This window comes from Neobacillus sp. SRL179, from assembly GCF_984799095.1.
The window spans coordinates 4,594,450-4,615,647 of sequence record NZ_OZ481792.1; the positions used below are offsets into that span (position 1 = coordinate 4,594,450).

Consider the following 21,198-nt stretch of genomic DNA (forward strand, 5'->3'; position numbering starts at 1 on the left):
CTTTTCTTTGAATTAACTGGCAAGTGGGAAGAAGAGTCCAAGTATCATGGCTCCAATAATTGCTCCGCCAATAATTGGTTTATCTAACTTATAAAAAATGAGAGCTCCAAGGATTGCGCCAACTCCAACCGGAATGGAAGCCATAATGGCACTGATAATAACCAATGGGCCGAAGAAGCGGCCTGATGAGTTACCTGCACCCATCATAATATCCGCTCCAAATGTAGAGCCACCGCCGTTGCCTTTATTGACAGTCGCCTTACGAATGGAAATAATAATGTAGCCAATCGCTAGTCCCAAAAGAGCACCGGTAAGTAATGCCATTGGAAAACTCGTTAAGGGAAGAGTAAACCCGGTCGCTAAAATAAGGGCGGGGATCCCAATCCCAATACCTGTCATCATCGAACCGCCAATATCCAATATCCCTACAAGTGATCCTTCTAAGATTCGAGCAAAGAGGAAGCTTGCTCCAAATGCAGCGGCTGCACCATAGCTTCCGCCATCCATACCTGCCTTTAACATCGCAACAATCGAAATTTCATTAAAAGCCCCTGTTCCATATACATAATACATATGGGTTCCAGTGAAAATTCCTGAAGCCAGAAGAGCTGTAAATATTGGAAAAGACCAATCAGCATACCAAAAACCGACTTTTTCTACTACTTCCGTGTCTGTTTGATTTCCCATATTACTTCACCTCATATCCAAAGAGTTTATGCAAATCGATTAGCCAATCTGGAGCTGTCATATGGAATTGTTGAATCATGGTTAGATCGAAGCCACGGAAGAATCCGCTGAAAACAAAGAGTAAAATAACAGCCGTAAATAAAATCTTTGTCAGCCTTGACCATCCCGTGTCATCAATTCCTTTACCAATCAAGATCCCTAAAACTACGCCAGGAACGGCATTACCCATGACAAGTTGTGCTAAACCGCCAAATAATGTTCCATAAAACCCTGTTCTTTTACCGCCATCCATAGCAGCTAACCAGAAAATCGCTGGCATGACCGGATTTAAAAACCAGTTGGCTGCAGGTGTTAACACGCCGCTTGCCACTTTTTGTAAAGATTCAGGAATTGCCGCTGCAGTTAAATTAAGGAATGAAACAACAATAGCACCAACTATAGCACCGGCAATCGCCATTTTCTTCGGATTATGTAAGGTGTCTTCCGGGTTTTTCCCTTTTAAAAGTAAAACCGCTGCTGCCCAGTTTGGAATAATCCTGTGTGCAACGTCCCCCGTTAAAGAGCCGCCGGCAACAGAAGTTGCCCATGAGTTAAAGAAAAATCCAAGTCCAAATGAAAAGTGACTCGCTGGGTCTCCTTGACAAGCATTTAATTCTCCAAGCGTACGAAAGGCCCCCATTCCTTGCGTTTTCGGAATATGGAACATTCTAGCCGCACCAGCTCCAACGCCTAGTCCAACGAGTACACCAATGATGATTGATTTAAATAAAATAACAATACTCATTTAGCCGATCCCCTCTCTCTTCTCCGTTCGTTAAATTTCCATTAAAAACAGGGAAACGTTTACATTCAATTCTACTTTAAACGTTGATTTTTCCCTCTTTAAGAAGAAGAAGAGAAATTTTTCTGTGTATTTTTCTTCCTCTACTTTGACAATGTCAACATCAATTGGTTCGATTCGAATAATCAGATGATCTTTATATTTTTTTAATATTTCTGATTGAATTTTGGACAATGCCTGGTTGCATGCCAGTCTCTTTGATGGACCTTTCCCCTGCACCCGGACATGTTCCTCAAACTTTTTATTCATTTTGACCAAACTTTTTAATGTAGGCTTCCACTAAGGCCTTACCAAGTTCAGCTGAATCCATGAAACCAAAGCCAAGTGCTTTCTTTCCGTTTTGAATCGCTGTAATTCCTTCTTGAATGGAACGCATACCATATTGTGCAGGGTACTTGTATTTTGTTTGGGCGGTAATTGCACCAGCTCCGCCTGAGCCACAGAAGGAAATGCCAAAGTCAGCATTATTTTCCTTCATGACATCACCAAGTCTCATATCTGCTCCCACGCCAGGGACTAGAATTACGTTTGCGCCAGCCTCCTCCGCGCCTTTTGCCACATTTTGTCCTTTTCCTAATCGATCTGCAATAACAACTGTTACCATCCTGATTTCCCCCTTAATTTTTAGATGATTTTTTCCAAACGACTTTTCCGTTTCGAATCGTCATTTCTGGTACGATTACTTGTGAGTTGGTTCGTTCATTTCCTTCTGCATCCTGCAAAACAATTTCTTGTTCTTCCATTCGGAAAATGGAGGCATCTGCCCTTGTTCCATAAGAAAACGTACCTTGTTCCGTTAAGTTAAGTGCCCGCTTTGGCAGCAAGGTAACGGACTTCACAATCGATTCCAGAGAATAATCTAATTGCAGAAGTTTCGTCATCGTGACCATTAAGCTGCTGACGGGTCCATGAATATTCTCAGCATGGAGATCCGTGCTGGTGGTAAACGTATACGGATATTGCTCTTTAAATTTTTCTAGGATAGTAAAGCTGAAGCTTGCTGAACCATGGCCAATGTCAAAAAGCACGCCACGTTTCAGCCCTTCTTCGGCCTCCCTAATCAGATTGCCCTTTTCATCTAAAATGCCAAATGGTTTTCCGTGAAAGGCATGGGTAACGATATCTCCCTTTCGAAGAAGTGGGAACACATCTGGTAAATAAGGCGGCGGATTCCCCACATGAACCATAATGGGTACGTCGAGCTCATCCGCTACTTTCCGAGCATGGATTAACGGAAGAACACCTTGACCTCCCACCACCGAACGACTTAATCGTACTTTAAGTCCGACTAAGGAAGGATTTTCCGCAAAAACCTGCTTCGCCTCTTCCAAGGACATTAAATCGTCGGGATTTTGAAGCTCATGTCGTCCAGCCACAAGTCCTTTACGTGAAATATTTAAAAATGCCAATACATCCGTTTCACTTTTCGCAATAATGTCTTCTTTGAAAACAGGAAAGTCGTCTACCCCTGAACTGCCGGCATCCACAATAGTGGTGACGCCTTGGGCAATCCCCACATCGTCCGGGTTTACGCCTAATGAGGTGGTATTTTCAAAGACATGAACATGGATGTCAATAAAACCCGGTGCCACAAAGGCCCCTTCCAAATCCACCATTTCCGCTGCCTCACGATTGATTTCTGCAGGGTCAATAAATTTTCCGTCACGAATGCCAATTTCCCCATTACTTGGCGCGGACTTTTCCGGATCAATGATTACCCCGTTGACCAATAATTGATCTTTCACCGCGATCCCCCCCTTTTTATACAAGTCTCTTAATCATGTTAAACAGTGTGACAACATCTTCAATTCTAGTAAGATTCGTTTCCTTATCAATGATCGAGCTATATACATGCGGAATGACTTTTTGCACGCCGGCCTTCAAAGCTACTTCTACAATTTCTTCGAAGTTTTCGAGCGTAATTCCACCGGTTGGTTCGAGATAGAAATCATGCTCTGCACAACTTTGAGCGACAATCTTATATTCGTTCAGCTTGTTCAGTCCCTGCATCGGGAAGTATTTCAAGGAGCTTGCACCGGCATCCTTCGCCATCGCAATTGCTGTTTCCACAGGTACAATGGCAGGTTCAAAGCTGCTGGAAATAGCTCCAGTATTAATGACGACAAACCCTTCTTTGCCACTTGGTGAAACCAATGCGTTAACAAATGTAGAATCCTGGCCAAGCAGCGCTCTAGTCGCGCCCACATCGGTAAAAACTTGATTCACGTGCTGCGGCTGGATGAATGGCGAGATTCTTGCTACCATCTTGGATTGAGCTGGATCCCCCGCTCCCAAGCCAACCGAAATTCGGTTGCCGGTAACTTCTGCATATTTTTTCATATCGGCAATCGCTTCTTCATCTGTTTTGTAATTTTTCGATAAAATTCCTACTAAAACATTGCCCTCTGCCGCTTCACAAATCGCAGCCGCATTCTCGTATGAACCCGTAAGGACATTTAAGCTGACCTTATCTTTGTAAAACTGTGGGGTGGTGTTAATTGTTGGTTGATTGGACATGATTTTCTTGTGCCTCCTTGATGATGGAAATAATCTTGTCTGCAATGATCTCTTCTTGCCCAGCTAATAATGGGCGCGGGTCAACCGATAAGATGCCAATATTAGCATAATGATGACGTAAGAAAATCGCCGGATTACCTGCTTCAAGCTTATGGAGTAATTCTTCTGCTGTTACACCAGCTGGTTTTTGAACATCAATTTGTGCCCGGTAGATGGGTCGTCCTGCTTCGTCCTGTTTAATAGAACAAACTAAGCCTTGGACTTGATTTAATTTTTCACAAAGTGCGCTCATACGGGACTTTTGCTCTTCTACACGGTCATCCTTAAACGGATATTGATTCAACGCCACAATCAATCCGGAGATGGATTCCTTCCCAACCTTCATGGCGCGGCCAATTCCTTTATATTGCTTACGGCAGGCTTCCATGTAGTCCTTCTTACCGCAAATAAAGCCGGATGTCGGACCTTCTAATGCTTTACCGCCGCTGTAGATGACAATATCAACGCCCATTGCGATATATTTTTTAAAATCTCCTTCTGCAGCCCCGTCCATAATAAAGGGAATGTTATGTTTTTTAGCAATGTCCCTCATGGTTTCGATCGATTGCATCCCCTTTTGAACCGCATGGTGAGATTTCACATAAAGAAGGGCTGCAGTCTTATCCGTAATCGCTTGTTCTATATGATCGGCCTCGACATGGTTAGCCGCACCGACTTCGACGACACGGCCGCCGCCTAAACGAATCATTTGATCAATACTGCCGCCAAAATGAATATTTTGACCCTTTTGGATAATCACTTCATTCCTCAAACCCTCTGAGTTTGGCATTCTTTCAATTAAGCTTAAATTCTTGCCCGCAATAACCGCTGCGGTGGAAATGGCAATTCCGGCTGATGCTCCAACCGTTGGGCAGCCATCCTCTGCACCTGTATGCTTGGCAATGACACTACCTGCATATTCAATCAGTTCATCAATATTTACATAGTCTTGAGCAGCTGCTTTTAGAGCATTGGCCACCTCATCCGTAACAGCGGATGCACCTAATGCCGTCATCTTTCCACTCGCATTAATAATTTTTGTTAAACCGAATTCCTCAAATAATGGTTTGGTCATTTTTTCTCACTCCTAGTTGTTGGGGACATGGTCCTCTAGTAGCTCTATGAATCTAGCATTTTATTAGTTTTGCTTGGCTGCCTCAAAATGGATCGATAGTAAATAGATTTCATTATCTTCGAGATTCTCCAGTGAATCCTTCACAGCCCTTGCGATGGAAATAGACTCGCTTGAAACCCCTGCAAAAATCGATTGGTCGATGAAGGGCAGCTTTTCACCTGTTAATGAACGGCGAACCATGGCAGAAAGATGCGAAAGCAATGACTTTTGTTGAACATCGGTCATCACAATCCCATGTTCTTTCGCTTCTGATTGTGACAGCTCAAATGCTTGTTCACATAGCTTGGCATCCCCACTCTTGGTTAATAATTGGTTAATTTCGTCATTGGCATTGGTGATATTCATTGGGATTAAGAACACCTTTCTTTATCGTCGTATAAGTAAATCAGCTAAAATATTCTAATAGTGCTCTTTGTTCAGACTCTTTAATATAAATATTATGCTTATGTAAAATGGCGTTAATTTGCTCTAGCAGTTCGTCATTTTGCTCTTTTGATTGATGAATAAATTGATCGTACTGTTTATTAAAATAATAACGGTGAATCATCAGAAATAAGTGGACATTCAGCCCCTTTTGGTGTTCCTCCGTTATTCGATCTGCCAATGTCGTCATCACTTCATCTGCTACTTCAAAACCTTTAATAATAATCTCCTGGCTAATGATTTCAGTATCGATTTCGAACTGATCCTCATCCCCTTCATCTATTAAAAAAGGTTCAACTATTTCCCGCCCTTTTAGGAGGCGATCGACTTCTTCCTGTATGGCTTGAATATTCTCCCTCGTTGGTACAGGCTCAACGATAATAACGGGAATTGGTGATTCTATCGGAAAGACACTAATAATTAGGTCAATGTTTTCATTTGCACACGTTTCTTCCACTTCCGTTATGGAGCAATAGGAGGTCAAGGTGAAATCTTTAATTTCCCGTTCAACCCTATTCTTAATAAGACGGGCTACTCCCCTGCCCGTTGAGCAAACATAAAGGGCACGGATCTTCGGCTTTTTATGAAAGACATTTTCATAGGAATTCAGAAAATGCAGGGCGATAAACGAAATAAAGGTATCTTGGATGACATTTAAAGAGTTTGGAAGTACCCTTTCGCATGCAGCCTTAATGGCCGTGAAAAGGGAGAAATGATACTGTTTCATTTCATCAATAAACGGATTGACTTCCGTCACATATGTTGTATCTTTTTCAAACCGTAAGGAAAGATGGGCTAAGAGATTGTTAAATAACTTTGTATCCTTATAGTAGGGAACTCGCTCTTTTTCACTTACGTAATGAATAATTTTTTCCGTACTTGCAAGCAAGTTGATTTCGTCATCTTCCTGGATATAGTTGCGATGCACATACATGAACTCATCTTCAAGTAATGGAAAGGAATATTCTTCACATATTTTCTTCATTACTTTAAGGAGAAAAATCGACGAGAGTGAAGAGGTATGTTGATTTACCTTCAATAATCGATAACTTCCAATCGTATATTCACATTCCATCCTGACTAAGAAAACAATCAACCGCATAATAATCGATAATGCTTCTGGCTGCGAAAGAGGATTTTGGTTCTCCATCTTTTGAAAATAGCTAATGATGATTTCAAACTTCACCTGAATTTCTGGAATCAAGCCGTAATCCATATCCGTCATCTGATCTGATTTGATCTGTGAACTAATTTTATACACATCAAAGTTACTTAAGCTTTCCTGAATGAGATGTTCAAAAAGCATCCGGATATGGAGCTCTTCACCCACGATCCTGTAACCGGTCCGCTGTTTTCTTTCCAGGTGAACCTCCCAGGGCTGAATATAACACTCTAAATCATTTAGATCACTAAGGACTGTGTTTCTACTAACCTGTAAATGGGTAGAAAGCTGAGCGGCCGTGACATAGCCATTCTGTGAAAAAAACAAATAGAGTATCTTTTGAATTCTTAGGTTTGGATCATTAAATTCAGGTTTATTCACCATATCCATCAGGGTTTGATAGAGCTTCAGCCGTTCATTCTTACCTGCTTTAATCCAATAACCTTTATTGGGCTGCGCAAAAAGCTCCGCATTATTTTCCTGAAACCACTTGCGTACATTTTCGAGATCGGACTTAATGGTCCTTGTACTCACCTTCAACTGTGTGGATAAATCCTTTGTCCGCAGTGTCTTTTCTGTATCAATTAATTTTGTCGCAATTTGAACTTCCCTCGTTGTTAACATACTATTCTCACCATCTACTAGTAGTTTTAAATAGGATATCCATGCTTAAATTATACAACTGCTCATGCAACCGTTTACAGACCAATTTAACTCACTATTAATAGTGCAAACCTCTGACAATTACAAATAAACAGAACGTTAAGCGGAATATCCCCTTTCCAAGTCACCATTAGAACCGTCGCCGCATCCATTTATTACCTCGAATTACCAATTGAATGTAAAACGTTTTCTCCGTTATGGTAAATAACTGTTCCCATTCAGATCAGGGGGTCTTTTTTTCGTTGGGTAAAGGAATACATTTAAATCGTTATCCAACAGCTCCGTTCAAAAGGCTAATAGAAATATAAATGCCTAATGGTAGAACGATGAAAAGGACTTCTTTCCGAAGTCCTTTTCTTTTCTACAGTATGGGGAATTACTTTTCCTATTAGCTTTAATGAGGCAATTGAATGTTCACTGTGTTTGAAAAATAAACGGAAAAATTCCGTTTAAATTGGGAAACATTTATAATTCCTTAAAAATAAAGGAAGTTTTTCCGCTTATTTAATTCTAATCCTTGGATTTTGGTTTATTTAGAGCAGTTAATCGGACTTTCTCCGCTTATATCTGCTTCTTATGCATACTCTTTCTACATTAGCCGGAAATTCTCCGCCTAAAATCAACAATAGAATCCGGTGTCAGGCACCGAGATGGAAGAAAACTGTATTTTACCGCCAGGGCGGAGCTGAGCGACTTTCCATAAATCTGTATTTACTATTTTTCCAATGGTGGCGTAACCACCAATTGTCTGCGCGTCTGCCATTAGTATGATGGGCTGGCCGTTATTGGGAACTTGGATCGTGCCAAATTGGGTGGCCTCCGAGAGGATATCACTGCTTTCCTTAAACTTAAGAGGCGTTCCGTTAAGAAGATAGCCCATTCGATCCCCAGCCTTAAGCGTGTAGGTATACTGAAAAAACTCCTCTAAACTACCCGGAGCAAATAAATTCCAATGAGGACTCGGCCAAAGCTTTACCTTTACATCCATTGCGTATTCAGGAATTTCACTTTTGATTAACCCTCTCTGAAAGCCACTCTTCTTATGTATTCGTGCATACAAAATCATATCCTTTTGCAGCGGACTCCCCAGCAGCCCTTTCGGATAAACAGAAGCACTCCCTAACATTTCTTCTGAGTAGAATCCGCCCTCAGGAATCACATACGCGATGCTTCCCCACCTTGGTCCGGCAAACTTTAACGTCTGACCTTGATAAATAGAAAGGGTCTTCCACAGCGGCGCTTCCTTTCCATCAATCTGTGCCCGTAAATCCGCACCAGTAATCACGATTCGATGGTCCGACAACACCTCTAATTCGTGGCCGCCAAGAAACAATTCAAGCGCCGGGTCACCTGGGGAGTTTCGCAATATCGTATGTCCATATTGGAAAGCATAGGCGTCCATTGGACCTGATACAGGCACACCGAATCGTTGGAAGCCCACCCTGCCTTTGTCCTGAATGGATCCATAGACTCCCGTTTTTTTTACTTTAAAAAGCGGTATCATCGGGGGCTCCTACTGCGATCACACGAATATTCTCTTTTTCCAGTGACTGGCGGACTTGGGCTGTGCGCTCGGCTGCATGTTCCCCATCACCGTGGAAACAAATGGTGTCTGCTTGCAACGGAATCCAGTTTCCGGAAAGTCCTTTCACTCTTTTATGAAAAATAATCTCATGAACCTGTGCAAGGATGGCATCAGATGATTTCAAAACAGCATTCGGCAGATGACGGGGACACAAACGTCCGTCATCTGTATATTGCCTGTCTGCAAAGGCTTCTGATGCCGTTTTGAGACCAATTTTCCCTCCAGCCGTCACTAACTCACTGTGACAAAGGCCAAATAAATAGGCAGTTGGCACGGTATCGTTTACGGCTTCGGCAATGGCTTCGGCAACCGCTGAATTCTCCGCTGCGGTATTGTAAAGGGCACCATGCGGTTTAACATGCTGCAAAGAAAGGCCATGAATATCGCAGAACACTTTAAGAGCACCAATCTGGTAGACAATCAAATTGTAAATTTCGCGCGGCTTCATTTGCAACTGGCGGCGGCCGAATCCTTGGAGATCCGGGTAACCAGGATGCGCCCCCACGGCAACCCCTTTTTCTTTTGCCTTTTTCACGGTGTCATGCATCACATTAAAGTCCCCTGCATGAAAGCCGCAGGCAATATTCGCCGAGGTAATCGATGCAAATAACTGGCTGTCTTCCCCAATTTTATAAGCACCAAAACATTCTCCCACATCGGCATTTAAATCAATTCTCATCATCCAACACCACCTTTTTACGATTTTTTTACACTGGGTCCTCTACGAACTCCTTCATCAGTTCCGGATATTCCCCCAGCTCCGCCTCGATTTCAAGAAACCTCTCATATGAAATGGGTTCAAACTTAAGCTGATCCCCCGCTCGGATAAAAAAAGGTTCTTCCCGCTTGGGGTCATAAATATCCAGCGGCGTTCTTCCAATGATATTCCATCCGCCCGGACAATCTAATGGATAGATGCCCGTTTGACTGCCCCCAATGCCGACCGTTCCTTTTGGAACCTTCAACCTTGGTTCAGCCAGCCTAGGAGTGGTCAATTTTTCATTCAGGCCCCCTAAATAAGGGAAACCTGGTAAAAACCCCATCATATATACCGTGTAAAGTGGTTGGGAATGAAGAGTAATAATTTCATTCGTAGTTAATCCTGTACGACTCATCACTCTCTCCATATCCATCCCAAATTCCCCGCCATAACAAACAGGAATCCGAAGCGTTCTTGGCTTGTGGACCATTTCCTCTTTAAAATAACCTTCCCACTTTGCTAATAGTGTCTGAATGAACGGTCCCTTATCCACCAGATCCTTTTTCAAATAGACCGTAACCGTGTGATAACTAGGAACGACCTCTTCCATATAGAAAGAGGATTCCGTTTGGACCATTTCGCAAAATTGCTGCACTAGGTGAAAGGTTTCCTTCCCCACCTCACTGCCGAATGCAAAACGGATGCTTCTCTCACCCGTGATATGGACATGTGGAACCATCATTGTATTCCCTGCTCCGCTAACACTTGGATGCAAGTGTAGACTCCCTTTTTCAAATCCTCATGCGACCAACTTGGAATTTTTCCGTGCTGAATGGCCAGCTCATGTGAAGCTGGGATATGAATAAACCCAGAAGGCATTTTCTTATTGTGGGTTTTCATATAATGCAATCCTTGATACATAACATGATTGCATAAATACGTCCCTGCCGTATTGGAAATCTCTGCAGGCAGGCCAGCTTCTTTCAGGCGGTCCACCATTGCCCGAATAGGCAGCGTCGTCATATACCCATCCGCCCCCTCCGGCTGGATGGACTCATCCACTGGCGTATTGCCATTATTATCGGGTTGCCCGTCATTGACATTAATCGCAATCCGCTCGGGGGTTACTTTGTATCTGCCGCCGGCAAGGCCAAGTGAAATAACCGCATCCGGCTGAATGTTCTCAAGATGTGCTGCTAACTGTGACCCTGCTTTTTTGAAATCCACTGATAGAATCTCACCATGGATCTTGTAATCGCCAATTTCTAAACCGTTCAATTCCTCGACAATCTGCATGGTCGGGTTGATGGTGAATTGCAGGAATGGCTCAAAGCCTGTTAACAATAGTGTTTTCATGTTTAAAGCTCCTTCCCTATTATGAAAGTGGTTCTTTCCAGGTCGCAAAACAATTTCCAGCTGTATCTTTATTCTATCATTTTCCACCCCGCTTAAAATCTATTAGTCTTTGAAAAAGTCAGGGGCATGACAGATCCTATTTTTCGCTTATTAGCAAAATAATGTGTCCCCCTTTAACATTATTCATAATGATTACGGTATAATGTTCGTAATTAAAACTTTAAAGGAAGACCTATAACGAATAGGTCTCTTTTCATGATGAGGTGATCATTGTTGAAGGCGATTATTTTTGATTTTGATGGGTTAATTGTGGATACTGAATCCATTTGGTACGAATGTTACAGGGAAGTGCTAGCCGGCAAAGGGCTTGATTTAACGATCGAACAGTTTTCAACTGTCATTGGAACGACTGACGAGGCTTTATACGAGTATATCAACCTAAATCTTCCATCCCCGGTATCTCCTGATGAAATTGAAAAATCCACACATGGGCTTTTTTCAGCCAAGATGGGCGAGCCCGTTTTAAGAGATGGGGTGGAGAGTTACCTAAAAGAAGCAAAGGAATTAGGACTTAAAATAGGTCTTGCCTCCAGTTCAAGTCGTAATTGGGTGGAAGGTTATCTAAAGAAGCTGCAAATCTATGATTATTTTGATGCCATCAAAACGAGTGATGACGTGGAATTGGTGAAACCCCATCCTGCATTGTATCTAAAAGCACTCGAGGCATTGGAAGTATCGGCCTCAGAAGCAGTTGCCTTTGAAGATTCACGAAACGGGATGCTAGCAGCAAAAGCCGCCGGCCTCCACTGCATCGTCGTCCCAAACGGTGTCACCGTTCATTTGGACTTCTCCGATGCAACACACCAAATAACTTCAATGGCAGAGGCAAAATTGGAAGAATTGATAAAGTTGGTTAACGAGTGATCTTCATTTATTGTAATCCGGGTCATCATTATGTCCTCCGTTTTCTTAATACGGGACATGATGATGGCCTATTTTCTTTTACACCATTATAAGGGCTTAATCCTCAAACCTTTAGCTGAGTGGCGGCTATCCAAGAGTAGGTTTGCTTTTCGAGAGTATTTCTACGCTATCCGAGAGTATTTCTCCACCATCCGTGAGTATTTCTACGCCATCCGAGAGTAGGTTGCTTCTCTCGCCAAAATTACCATAATTCACCTGCCTTATTACATATTTTCTCATACTTCTCCAAAGACTATGAATGAAGAATGGGGGATATTAATGAGCGGACCAATATCAAAAGAACAAATTATATTAATTGTGACTTCCATCATTATTGGTACATTAGCACGTATTTTAACGATTAAGGAAGATTTCAGACAGTCCCCAAGCTATCCTAATGGGTATATGATTCATTTGGTAACAGGGTTTGTGGCTGCTTCTTTAGGAGCCATTGCCATCCCCGCTTTAATGACAAAAAATTTCATCGCCGTTACGTTTTTAACCTTAGCCATCCAACAATTTAGGGATGTTAGAAAATCGGAAAGAGAAAGTTTAAAGGACTTGGAAAATACAGAATATGCCTATCGAGGCGATGCTTATATTGATGGAATTGCCAAAACCTTTGAATCCAGAAATTATTTTTCTCTCATTGTCGCTTTAGGGACAGCGATTACCATGCAGCTTGTCGATAGTAAGTCAAATTGGATCAATATCATTTCCGGCTGTGTCGTGGGTCTCATCCTTCTTTTTCTATTAAAACGCTTTTCGAAAGGAAAAACGATCGGCGATATTGCCGAAGTGGAAGAAGCACGGATTGAAGTGAAAAATCATGAACTATTTGTTGATGGAATTTATGTATCAAACCTTCTTGGAACCGAAAATGCATCAAAACTGTTTCAAGAAGAGGGCCGTGCTGTGGTCATAAAGCCGAAGGAAGATCATTTTCGGGTTACACTAGAGAATTTCGGGCAAAGGCAGGCTGCCTTATTCGAAGCAACAAGGACCTTGGGAGTTAAAAGATATCATTTTACTCGCAGGAATTTTGAAAATGGCCGGGTTGTGATCGCCTTAGTCCCGGTTATGAATGATAAAGATAAATTAATTGAAGCTGTGAAGAAAACACCGCTTCTTGAAAGCGTGAAGAAAAGCAAGGCTGTTATGAATACAAATATGGTGGGGAGGAAATAAAACTGGGACGTGAAGCTAGTACCAAACCAAATTATGATATTCTCGCTCTTGTGACACTGGATAAAACCCGAATATTAGGCGGGAAACAATTGACCTTATTAGCAAAAGATGAAGAAGAGCAAAAAACAATGACAGCTGATATTGCAAAAGCACTGAAGGCCGATGTTGTTAAAATGACATCAGGAGATTATTTAGTCATAAGAGGAGGATAAAAAATAATGAGCACGCTCCATTGCTTTAAACTTTACTTGAGCGTGGGGCTGACCCTAAAATAAACGGAAAAAATTCCGCTAAAAAAGAAAATACATAAACTTTCTTAAAAAATAAGGGGAGTTTTTCCGTTTAAGTGATTCAAATCTTTGTATTTTGCCTTATTTAGATCAGTTAATCGGAATTTCTCCGCCTATTTTTGCTTTTTAAGCTTCCTTTTTATACAATAGCCGGAAATCCTCCGTCTATGAACTCTATACTCGTACGATAATTGACAATAATAATAACAGAGCCCTATTAAAAAATCGCACCTTAAACAGCAAGAACATTTTTTCTAATATTGGCCTTATAAAAAATGACAAAGACCGACTATTTTCTCTTTTAATCAAACGTTTGGTTAAAACGGTTGAATGGCGCACTGTATTCACAATCCCCCGAACTAGCAGGAAAAAGATTGTCGTAAACCAAATCGTATTTCATCTTACATTAACCTAACTTTCTACCAAATAAGATAAAATTCTTATTATTTTACACATTTCTAAAAAAACCCCCTCTTTTCAACATTAACCAAACGTTTGTTTAGAAGAGCCTTTACCATGCTAAATTCCTAACTTTAACACAAAAATAGTCTAAAAAATTTGTCGAGATAGCGACACAAAAAAGGGACAAAGAATCTATCTCCCCGTCCCACCTTCATTATTTTAATTTTAATGTTGGTTCAAGCTCTGCTTCAAAGATTCGCGGCCAAGGTAGTTTTACATGAACGCTTTCTAATGAAGAAATCGTTTTGTAAAAATCTTTGTTTCCCCTTGAACCAATGTAAACCTGCTTCCCATCAAAGTATTGATACCAGTGTTCAGTTTCCTTTGTTAATTTCTCCACAACAAAACTGTTTACTTGGTCATATTTGTCACCAAGGGAAAACTCGCTTGCCCCTATTTGTTGGATATACGCTCTTGCGGCCGGGTGGACCACATTTTTATAGCCTTGATCTTTGGCAAACCGGTGAAGTAAGAATTCGTAATGGGCTTTCGCCGTTTGCTCATACAATGGAACCCCAAATCCGGACTTTTGAGATAAGAAGGCATACCTTGAAGCAGCATGACCAACCGTGATCCCAAGTGCATTTCCAGCCGTGTTCCAGCCACTATAAGAAAGAATTTTTGTTAAATCTACCTGCCCAGCAAGCTCCGTGACAAATGCTTCATCGGCCTTATTCACAATCAAAACATCCCCAATGGCCACCTGCTGACCATTTGCGATTAACTCTTTTGTTCGATTAACTAGCCCGTCAATATCTTTTGATCTCGTTGAACTGCTAGCTGAAGGTGTATTTAACAGAAGGTGAATATCTGCCTGGTTTTCATTCCCCACTATCGTACCACCTGCTGAAGTTATATGCTTTTGCACATTGTAATCAAAAGTAGTATCCTCAAAAGGCGCAATCCAATCCTTTCCGTCGATCCCTCCATATTCAACAAAGAACCTTGGCGAGGAATGGAAGAATTGGTTCACAAATCGGGAAACCAATACGACATCCACTTCATCTGCACCAGGGAAAACGGAAACTTGATCCTGGACTTTAAGCTCATTGACCTTCTCAATTAATTGCTCCCTCTCCGCACGATGCACTCCATAAGGAGCAGCATCATCTTGGGATAGTATTAAATAGTCAATGTAACCTTGATCCACCCAATCAATCATGAGTTTGTTCACTGTGTGATTTCTTGCTCTAGCTTGCTTGTAATCTTCTAAAACAGAAGCAGGTATTAAGGACTCCAGTTCTGCGAGTCTCTCTTTACCATCCATTCCTAAATTAACGACCTTATCATACAAAATTGCCCATTCGCTGATAAGAGAATAATACTTTTCGTATTCAGCGTTAATAGCCGTTACGGCCAGCCTTTGAATCGTATCGTATACATAGACAGGCTTATTTGGATATAATTCTTTGAGTTTCTTAATAACCTGAATATCCTGAAGCGAGTCTTCTAATGATTTAACGCCTGTACGTGATGCCACTAGGCCCCCATAGGCAAGCATACTTGTAGAAATGACAAATCCATCTGCCTTATCAGCATTTTGAAGTATCCATTTACTAATTTCCTCCCCATTACCGGGATCGGTGAAATGGCCAATCATATTCTTTGGCGGAATCATTACCTCCACACCCGATGACAGTCCAACCTGCTGAGGAAAGTAAATATTGGCTGGGCGGTCATCCAGTGGGACCACTAAAATGGTAGCCAGCGACTTCTCCTTCCCAGCTGCCTGTATCATCCCCATAGAACTAAATAACAAAACAACAGCAAGGCCTATCGAACAAATTCGTTTCCAATACTTCACGATTTTCCTCCTCTTAATAGACCATGGGGACGGTTCTTCTGCTTCAAAGAGCGTAAGGAAATGAAGCATGAGAACCGTCCCCATGCCCTTAAAGTACTACCCCATTTTCAGCTAAATGTTCTTTTAGCTTGGTGATGTTTAGGTCTTTTGGTGCGACATGATCGGTGATGGAGAGTGCTGCGGCGGTTCCGGCAGCCTGCCCCGTTGCCATTGCACTTGGAGTTAGTCTGGTGGTGGCTAATGCTTCGTGAGTGGTTGAAATACACCTCCCCGCTACTAATAAATTATCAATTCCTTGGGGCACGAGGCAGCGGTACGGAATGCCATAACTGCCATCTCCTTCGATGTCTTTTGCTTGAACGCCTTTACCACTTGGATCATGTATGTCAATTGGGTAGCCGCTTACCGCAATGGTATCCTCGAATTTCTTGCCATTGACAACATCCTCAATAGTAAGGACATATTGACCATCAATCCTGCGTGATTCGCGGATACCTATTTGAGTTCCCACAGCAGAAATAGAGGCCTTTTCAAAACCCGGAATTTTTGCTTGCAGGAACTCTGCCATCATCAGAACTTGCTTTCTTCCTTCTTTTTCCCCCGCGGTTAAATCAAATACATCTGTTCCGTCCAGTCCTTGCACACGAGTACAGTTGACGAGTACTTCATCTTCCTCCGGCCCGGCGAAAAAGAGAACTTGATCCCGATTAATCGGGACACCGGATTCACTCCATTCCTTATAAAAGCCCTGAACTCCTGTTAACGGAATGTGATCCAATTCATCAATGGGGGTCTTCTTGTAAAAATTACTCGGATTTGCTTTCATTTCCTCTTTTACTTTTTCAAGGTTTACGCCCCTCATCCGGAACTTCATCGTCATCGGCTGTGTTTTATGGTCTTCCTCTCTTCCCTTCAAACAAGGAGCACCGGAAAGATACGCAAGATCGGCATCTCCTGTCGTATCTACAAATCTCTTGGCAAAAACGCGGATAGGACCTGATTTTGTGGCAAGACCAAGTGAGGTAATCTGGTTTCCTTCCACTTCTATCTTATCTACGAAACTATGAACAAGGACTTCAACCCCAGCTTCCTCTAACATATCTAAAGCCAATAGTTTATATTTTTCAGGATGATAAGGGGTTAACGAATAGGTGAATCCTACCGTATCCCGCAAGTGGCCCGGTGAACCGTTGATGTCCATTAACCGCTCAACAATCTCCTGCGCAATTCCTTTAATCACTTGCTTACCGGAATTCGTATGAAAGGTCATCCACGGATACACTAGGGCAACCGTCGACATCCCTCCCAAAAAACCATATCTTTCAATCAGAAGGGTTTTTGCTCCTGCTCTTCCCGAAGCGATCGCTGCATTGATGCCGGCAGGCCCTCCGCCTGCAACCACCACATCAAAAGTTAGTTCTGTTTTCAAACCAGACACATCCTTTTAAAAATTTTCCGCCTGTCTTCGTGACAGTCATTATTTTCCACCCGTCATCGTAACGCCCTCGATAAATTGTTTTTGGGCAAAGAAAAAGATGACTAACAATGGAACCGTGGCCATCACCGATGCACTCATCAATAACTCCCACCTGGTTCCTACCTCATCCGTGAATAGTGCCAAAGCTAATGGCAGGGTCATCAGTTCTTTTGAATTGATATAAATAAGCGGTTCATAGAATTCATTCCAGCTTGTTAAAAATGTAAAAATGGTTAGCGTGGCAATGGCCGGTTTCGCCAGTGGCAGCATGATATTCCAGTAAATTCGAAAATACCCGCATCCATCCAGCATGGCCGCCTCTTCTAATTCCTTTGGAACCAATAAGAAAAATTGCCTCATCACGAAAATCCCAAACACGCCCGCTGGACCTAAAATAGGGATGACAATCAGCGGGACGTGGGTGTTGATCAACCCTAAATCCCTCATAAAGAGGAATAGTGGAATCGTAATGACTTCGACAGGAATCATCATCGTGCTTAATAAACATAAAAACAGGAGATTGCTTCCTTTAAACTTCAATTTGGCAAAGGCATAACCGGCAAGTGAGCCGAAAAAAATCGTCCCGATCGTAACTAAAACGGCAATGTAAAAACTATTAAAATAAAAAAGGTGGAAGGGAGTCGTTTTTAGGACATGCAGATAGTTCTCCCACCTAAATGGATCTGGAATGAATTGAAACGAAAAGATTTTCGTAGAGTCCTTAAAGGATGTGTTAATCATCCATATAAATGGAACAATCATAATCAAAGAAATAAGCGATAAGATGCCATAAAAGCTTGCTTTAATAAAAATATTACTTTTCTTATTGTTCATGGAAAACCCACCTTTTTCTAACGCTCCATTGGACGAGTGTAAAGAATAAGATAATCACAAATAAAACAATAGCAATGGCAGAAGCATAGCCAAAATCAAACAATTTGAAGGCATTTTCCCAAATATAATAAACTAGTACCTTCGTGTGGTTCCCTGGTCCGCCCCCAGTCATAACAAAGATCTGCCCGAAAACCTTCATCGAGCCAATCACCGTTAAAATCAACGTTAAAAAAACAGTAGGGGTTATCATCGGAAGGGTAACATGCCAAAATTGTTTAAGTTTATTGGCACCGTCTAAATAGGAAGCTTCATAAAGATTTTTATCGACCTGTTGCAGGGCCGCAAGGAATAGGACCATATTTAGACCCACATTTTTCAAAGCACTTACGACAATCACAGCACCCATGGCCAATTTTGGGTCGTATAGCCAGGCAGGGCCAGTAATACCAAAAACACCGAGTATTTGGTTAATAAATCCTTCATCCGTTCCAAACATGTACTTCCATATGATGGACCAAACGACAATTGAGGTCATAACCGGTATAAAAATGGCCGTTCGAAACAGGCCAATCCCTGGTAATTGACGTTGCAGCAGCAGGGCCAATAACAACGCAATCAAAATGTTTAACGGAACCAAGCCCACGGAAAAGAGGAGTGTATTTTTCATCACTTCCCAGAAATCAGGGTCATTCACTAAACGCTGGTAATTCTCACTGCCAATAAAATTGGGGTCACCAAGCAGCTTCCAATCGGTTAAACTCATATAGACGGAATAAATGAAAGGAACGAGCATAACCAGCAAAAAGCCAAGCACCATCGGACTAATAAATAAATAGCCATAAAAGGCTTCACTGCCCCAAATTTTCTTTCGTCCCTTTTTAATAAGCAGGCCTTCTTCTGTTTTCACTTTTAACTCCAACTTCGCAGCCTCCTTTACAATGAATCAATGGTTTCTCTAAAAGATGAAATAGCTCCTTTAATACTTTCTTCGGTTTTGCCAATCACAACGGCCCCCAGCATGACAGCTTTTACCCCCGCCTGATAAAGCAGAGGAATATCAGATGGCTCAATCTTCCTTTGGGACGGGACCATAACTGGGACATCCACACGTTGCACAAGCGCATGGTAGGCAAGGATATCTTTAAAGGTCAAAGGAGTGCCGTACTCTTCTCCCGGAATAATCGACGCTTCAAGCGCAGATACGCCAAAATGCTGCACCTTACCCAACTGACTAAATTGATACTCACTCGTAATCGCAAATGTCTTTTCTATCCCGTCTAGCTGCATGAGCCAGCCCGGCTTATGATGGGCATAAATAGAATAGAAATTAAAACCTAATTGAATTAACTGGTCCATCTCCAGGCGATTGATCGCTTCGAAATTGCCCCCGGGAACAATCCCAAGCGGACCGGAAAATTCCTCTCTCAATTGGCGAAAAACTTCTTCATACGTGCTAACGGAAGCAAAGCTGTTTCCCGAGGCACGATGATCGACATTTACATGCAATTTAATGACGTCCACTCCAGCATCAGTGGCTGCACGGGCAAGATCCAAGCGATTTTCCGGGAGACTGACAATTAAGGTTAGTTTTTTTGTTTCTAATAACTGTGTTAAGGAAGAGCTCAATGTTTTTACACCCCTATTAAAAGGGATGCGGTTAATCCATCGAAGGATTAACCGCATCGCGCTTATTTTTTCAATAATGGATCAATCTTACCTTCCATACCTTTTAATATGTCTTCAGGCTTTTTCAACTGGCCAAATAATTCATCAAAGCCAAATTGAATCGCACTATCAATTTTTTGCCATTCCATATGTCCCGCTTGTAGTCGGGCATTGTCCATTTCATCAATGACAGCTCTTTTAATGCTTTCCGCTGGCGGATTATTTGGCTGATTGACAAATTCATCCGAGCTAAGAACTGATTCACGCGGCGGTACAAAGTAAGTTGATGTCGCGGTAATCCCCTCTTGGCTTGTAAAGAATTTTAGCAATTCTTTGGCTTCCTCAGGATGCTTGGAACCTTTGAATAGTCCATATCCAGCTTGCCCTAGCATCGGGAATCTTCCCTCAGGTCCTTCCGGAAGCGGAGCGATATCCCAAGCAAAATCTTTTACTTCTCGGGCACGGGAAACATAACTATACACATCGAAGAACATACCAATTTTTCCAGACTCAAAACTTACTTGCTCGCCTGCTTTTGGATGGGACCCGTCTTTAAACATCATCCTGTCGAGCATCTTTAGTGTTTCTACACCCTGGGAACTGTTCCAAGTGAACTTGGTTTGATCCTTATTAAATAGGTCTCCGCCATAGCTCCAAGTGTGTGATAATAACGCAATCCAGGTATTCCAATCACGGAAGAAGTTCGCTCCGTAAGTTCCTTTTTCCGAGATAGCTTTGGCTGACTTTTCAAATTGCTCCCAAGTCCATGTTCCAGCTTGAACATATTCGTTTGGCGTTTTTTCGCCAGCCTTTTCGAATAAATCTTTGTTGTAGAACATTACCATCGGCGGTGTTGAAAATGGAATGCCGTATAATTTATCGTCTTTTTTAAACAAATCCAACGTGGACGGGAAGAAGTCATCCATCTTGTATTCTTTATCGTCTTTGAATGAGGAAACATCGTCTAATATCCCATTCTCCTCGAATTGCGGTACCATTCGCTCGGCTACCCAGCCTACGTCAGGTAATTCTCTTCCGGCAGCCAGCACGGTAATCTTTTGCTGATAGTCAGGGAAAGGCACACTCTCCATTTTCACTTTAATGTTTGGATGTGTTTCCGTAAACTTGGCGATTAACTTGTTATAGACCTCTTGGTGGGCTTCATTCCCCCACATCATAAAGGTCAATTCGACCGGCTCATCTTTCGCTTTTGAGCCTTTTTCATTTGAGGCAGTGGGTGTGGAATCTTTGCTGCATGCTGCTGAAACCGCTATCAAAAGAATAGCTAAAAAAATGATTCCCATCTTCTTTATCATGTTATAACCTCCCTTTGTTTCTGATTTTAATGAAAAAGGGATTGAAAATATATCCTCTCCAAACTAGAAATAGTTCGTTATTCTCATATTT

Annotated in this window: 22 protein-coding genes; 3 read left to right on the forward strand and 19 right to left on the reverse strand. The window is 42.0% G+C overall.

All coding sequences use genetic code 11. From position 1 onward, the window contains the following. Positions 1–12 precede the first annotated feature (12 nt). From AC4E8C_RS22630 to pcp, 13 genes are all read right to left on the reverse strand, one after another. Positions 13–687 (reverse strand): DUF4310 family protein, encoded by a 675-nt coding sequence (locus tag AC4E8C_RS22630; protein WP_490208879.1) that lies wholly within the window; start codon positions 685–687, stop codon positions 13–15. 1 nt (position 688) lies between these two features. Beyond that, entirely contained in the window at positions 689–1,471 is a 783-nt protein-coding gene (locus AC4E8C_RS22635; protein ID WP_490208880.1) for a DUF4311 domain-containing protein, read from the reverse strand. A 30-nt stretch (positions 1,472–1,501) separates the two neighbouring features. Continuing rightward, on the reverse strand, positions 1,502–1,777 hold the full coding sequence (locus AC4E8C_RS22640) for a DUF4312 family protein (RefSeq protein ID WP_490208881.1): 276 nt from the start codon (positions 1,775–1,777) through the stop codon (positions 1,502–1,504). After that, positions 1,770–2,132, reverse strand: a complete 363-nt coding sequence (locus AC4E8C_RS22645) for an SFCGS family glycine-rich protein (protein WP_490208882.1) — start codon at positions 2,130–2,132, stop codon at positions 1,770–1,772. Before AC4E8C_RS22645 ends, AC4E8C_RS22640 begins: the two co-directional genes overlap by 8 nt. 13 nt (positions 2,133–2,145) lie before the next feature. Beyond that, the gene (locus tag AC4E8C_RS22650; RefSeq protein ID WP_490208883.1) at positions 2,146–3,273 is read right to left on the reverse strand and encodes an amidohydrolase/deacetylase family metallohydrolase; all 1,128 of its coding nucleotides are present in this window, start codon (positions 3,271–3,273) and stop codon (positions 2,146–2,148) included. A gap of 16 nt (positions 3,274–3,289) precedes the next feature. Further along, the gene (gene dagF, locus AC4E8C_RS22655; RefSeq protein WP_490208884.1) at positions 3,290–4,045 is read right to left on the reverse strand and encodes a 2-dehydro-3-deoxy-phosphogluconate aldolase; all 756 of its coding nucleotides are present in this window, start codon (positions 4,043–4,045) and stop codon (positions 3,290–3,292) included. Continuing rightward, complete coding sequence (locus tag AC4E8C_RS22660; protein ID WP_490208885.1) at positions 4,023–5,159, reverse strand: DgaE family pyridoxal phosphate-dependent ammonia lyase; 1,137 nt, start codon at positions 5,157–5,159, stop codon at positions 4,023–4,025. The genes dagF and AC4E8C_RS22660 overlap by 23 nt, the downstream gene beginning before the upstream one ends. A 63-nt stretch (positions 5,160–5,222) precedes the next feature. Then, positions 5,223–5,564 (reverse strand): PRD domain-containing protein, encoded by a 342-nt coding sequence (locus tag AC4E8C_RS22665; RefSeq protein WP_490208886.1) that lies wholly within the window; start codon positions 5,562–5,564, stop codon positions 5,223–5,225. A gap of 40 nt (positions 5,565–5,604) precedes the next feature. After that, the gene (locus tag AC4E8C_RS22670) at positions 5,605–7,428 is read right to left on the reverse strand and encodes a BglG family transcription antiterminator (RefSeq protein WP_490208887.1); all 1,824 of its coding nucleotides are present in this window, start codon (positions 7,426–7,428) and stop codon (positions 5,605–5,607) included. A 658-nt stretch (positions 7,429–8,086) separates the two neighbouring features. Next, complete coding sequence (locus tag AC4E8C_RS22675; protein ID WP_490208888.1) at positions 8,087–8,971, reverse strand: 5-oxoprolinase subunit C family protein; 885 nt, start codon at positions 8,969–8,971, stop codon at positions 8,087–8,089. Next, positions 8,955–9,734: a LamB/YcsF family protein gene (locus AC4E8C_RS22680; protein WP_490208889.1), complete on the reverse strand. Its 780-nt coding sequence runs from the start codon at positions 9,732–9,734 to the stop codon at positions 8,955–8,957. Before AC4E8C_RS22680 ends, AC4E8C_RS22675 begins: the two co-directional genes overlap by 17 nt. 25 nt (positions 9,735–9,759) lie before the next feature. Continuing rightward, positions 9,760–10,527, reverse strand: coding sequence for a 5-oxoprolinase subunit PxpB (pxpB, locus tag AC4E8C_RS22685; RefSeq protein ID WP_490208890.1), 768 nt, complete (start codon positions 10,525–10,527; stop codon positions 9,760–9,762). Then, positions 10,491–11,108 carry a pyroglutamyl-peptidase I gene (gene pcp / locus AC4E8C_RS22690; protein ID WP_490208891.1) on the reverse strand — a complete coding sequence of 206 codons (618 nt, stop codon included), beginning with the start codon at positions 11,106–11,108 and terminating at the stop codon, positions 10,491–10,493. Before pcp ends, pxpB begins: the two co-directional genes overlap by 37 nt. 270 nt (positions 11,109–11,378) lie before the next feature. Here pcp and AC4E8C_RS22695 point away from each other — a divergent pair, with 270 nt between their 5' ends. The 3 genes from AC4E8C_RS22695 (at position 11,379) to AC4E8C_RS22705 (ending at position 13,471) form a co-directional block, all read left to right on the forward strand. Beyond that, positions 11,379–12,032, forward strand: coding sequence for an HAD family hydrolase (locus AC4E8C_RS22695; protein WP_490208892.1), 654 nt, complete (start codon positions 11,379–11,381; stop codon positions 12,030–12,032). A 318-nt stretch (positions 12,033–12,350) separates the two neighbouring features. Continuing rightward, positions 12,351–13,259 (forward strand): YIEGIA family protein, encoded by a 909-nt coding sequence (locus AC4E8C_RS22700; RefSeq protein ID WP_490208893.1) that lies wholly within the window; start codon positions 12,351–12,353, stop codon positions 13,257–13,259. Between the two features lie 38 nt (positions 13,260–13,297). Beyond that, positions 13,298–13,471 (forward strand): capping complex subunit for YIEGIA, encoded by a 174-nt coding sequence (locus AC4E8C_RS22705; RefSeq protein ID WP_490212631.1) that lies wholly within the window; start codon positions 13,298–13,300, stop codon positions 13,469–13,471. 694 nt (positions 13,472–14,165) lie between these two features. Here AC4E8C_RS22705 and AC4E8C_RS22710 read toward each other — a convergent pair. From AC4E8C_RS22710 to AC4E8C_RS22735, 6 genes are all read right to left on the reverse strand, one after another. Then, entirely contained in the window at positions 14,166–15,815 is a 1,650-nt protein-coding gene (locus AC4E8C_RS22710; protein WP_490208894.1) for a DUF4127 family protein, read from the reverse strand. A gap of 88 nt (positions 15,816–15,903) precedes the next feature. Beyond that, complete coding sequence (locus AC4E8C_RS22715) at positions 15,904–17,244, reverse strand: FAD-dependent oxidoreductase (protein ID WP_490208895.1); 1,341 nt, start codon at positions 17,242–17,244, stop codon at positions 15,904–15,906. Between the two features lie 48 nt (positions 17,245–17,292). Further along, positions 17,293–18,126 carry a carbohydrate ABC transporter permease gene (locus AC4E8C_RS22720; protein WP_490208896.1) on the reverse strand — a complete coding sequence of 278 codons (834 nt, stop codon included), beginning with the start codon at positions 18,124–18,126 and terminating at the stop codon, positions 17,293–17,295. Further along, positions 18,116–18,943, reverse strand: coding sequence for a carbohydrate ABC transporter permease (locus tag AC4E8C_RS22725; RefSeq protein WP_490212632.1), 828 nt, complete (start codon positions 18,941–18,943; stop codon positions 18,116–18,118). The genes AC4E8C_RS22720 and AC4E8C_RS22725 overlap by 11 nt, the downstream gene beginning before the upstream one ends. A 116-nt stretch (positions 18,944–19,059) precedes the next feature. After that, on the reverse strand, positions 19,060–19,752 hold the full coding sequence (locus tag AC4E8C_RS22730; RefSeq protein ID WP_490208897.1) for a hypothetical protein: 693 nt from the start codon (positions 19,750–19,752) through the stop codon (positions 19,060–19,062). Positions 19,753–19,814: 62 nt separating this feature from the next. Continuing rightward, positions 19,815–21,107 (reverse strand): ABC transporter substrate-binding protein, encoded by a 1,293-nt coding sequence (locus AC4E8C_RS22735; RefSeq protein ID WP_490208898.1) that lies wholly within the window; start codon positions 21,105–21,107, stop codon positions 19,815–19,817. Positions 21,108–21,198 lie beyond the last annotated feature (91 nt).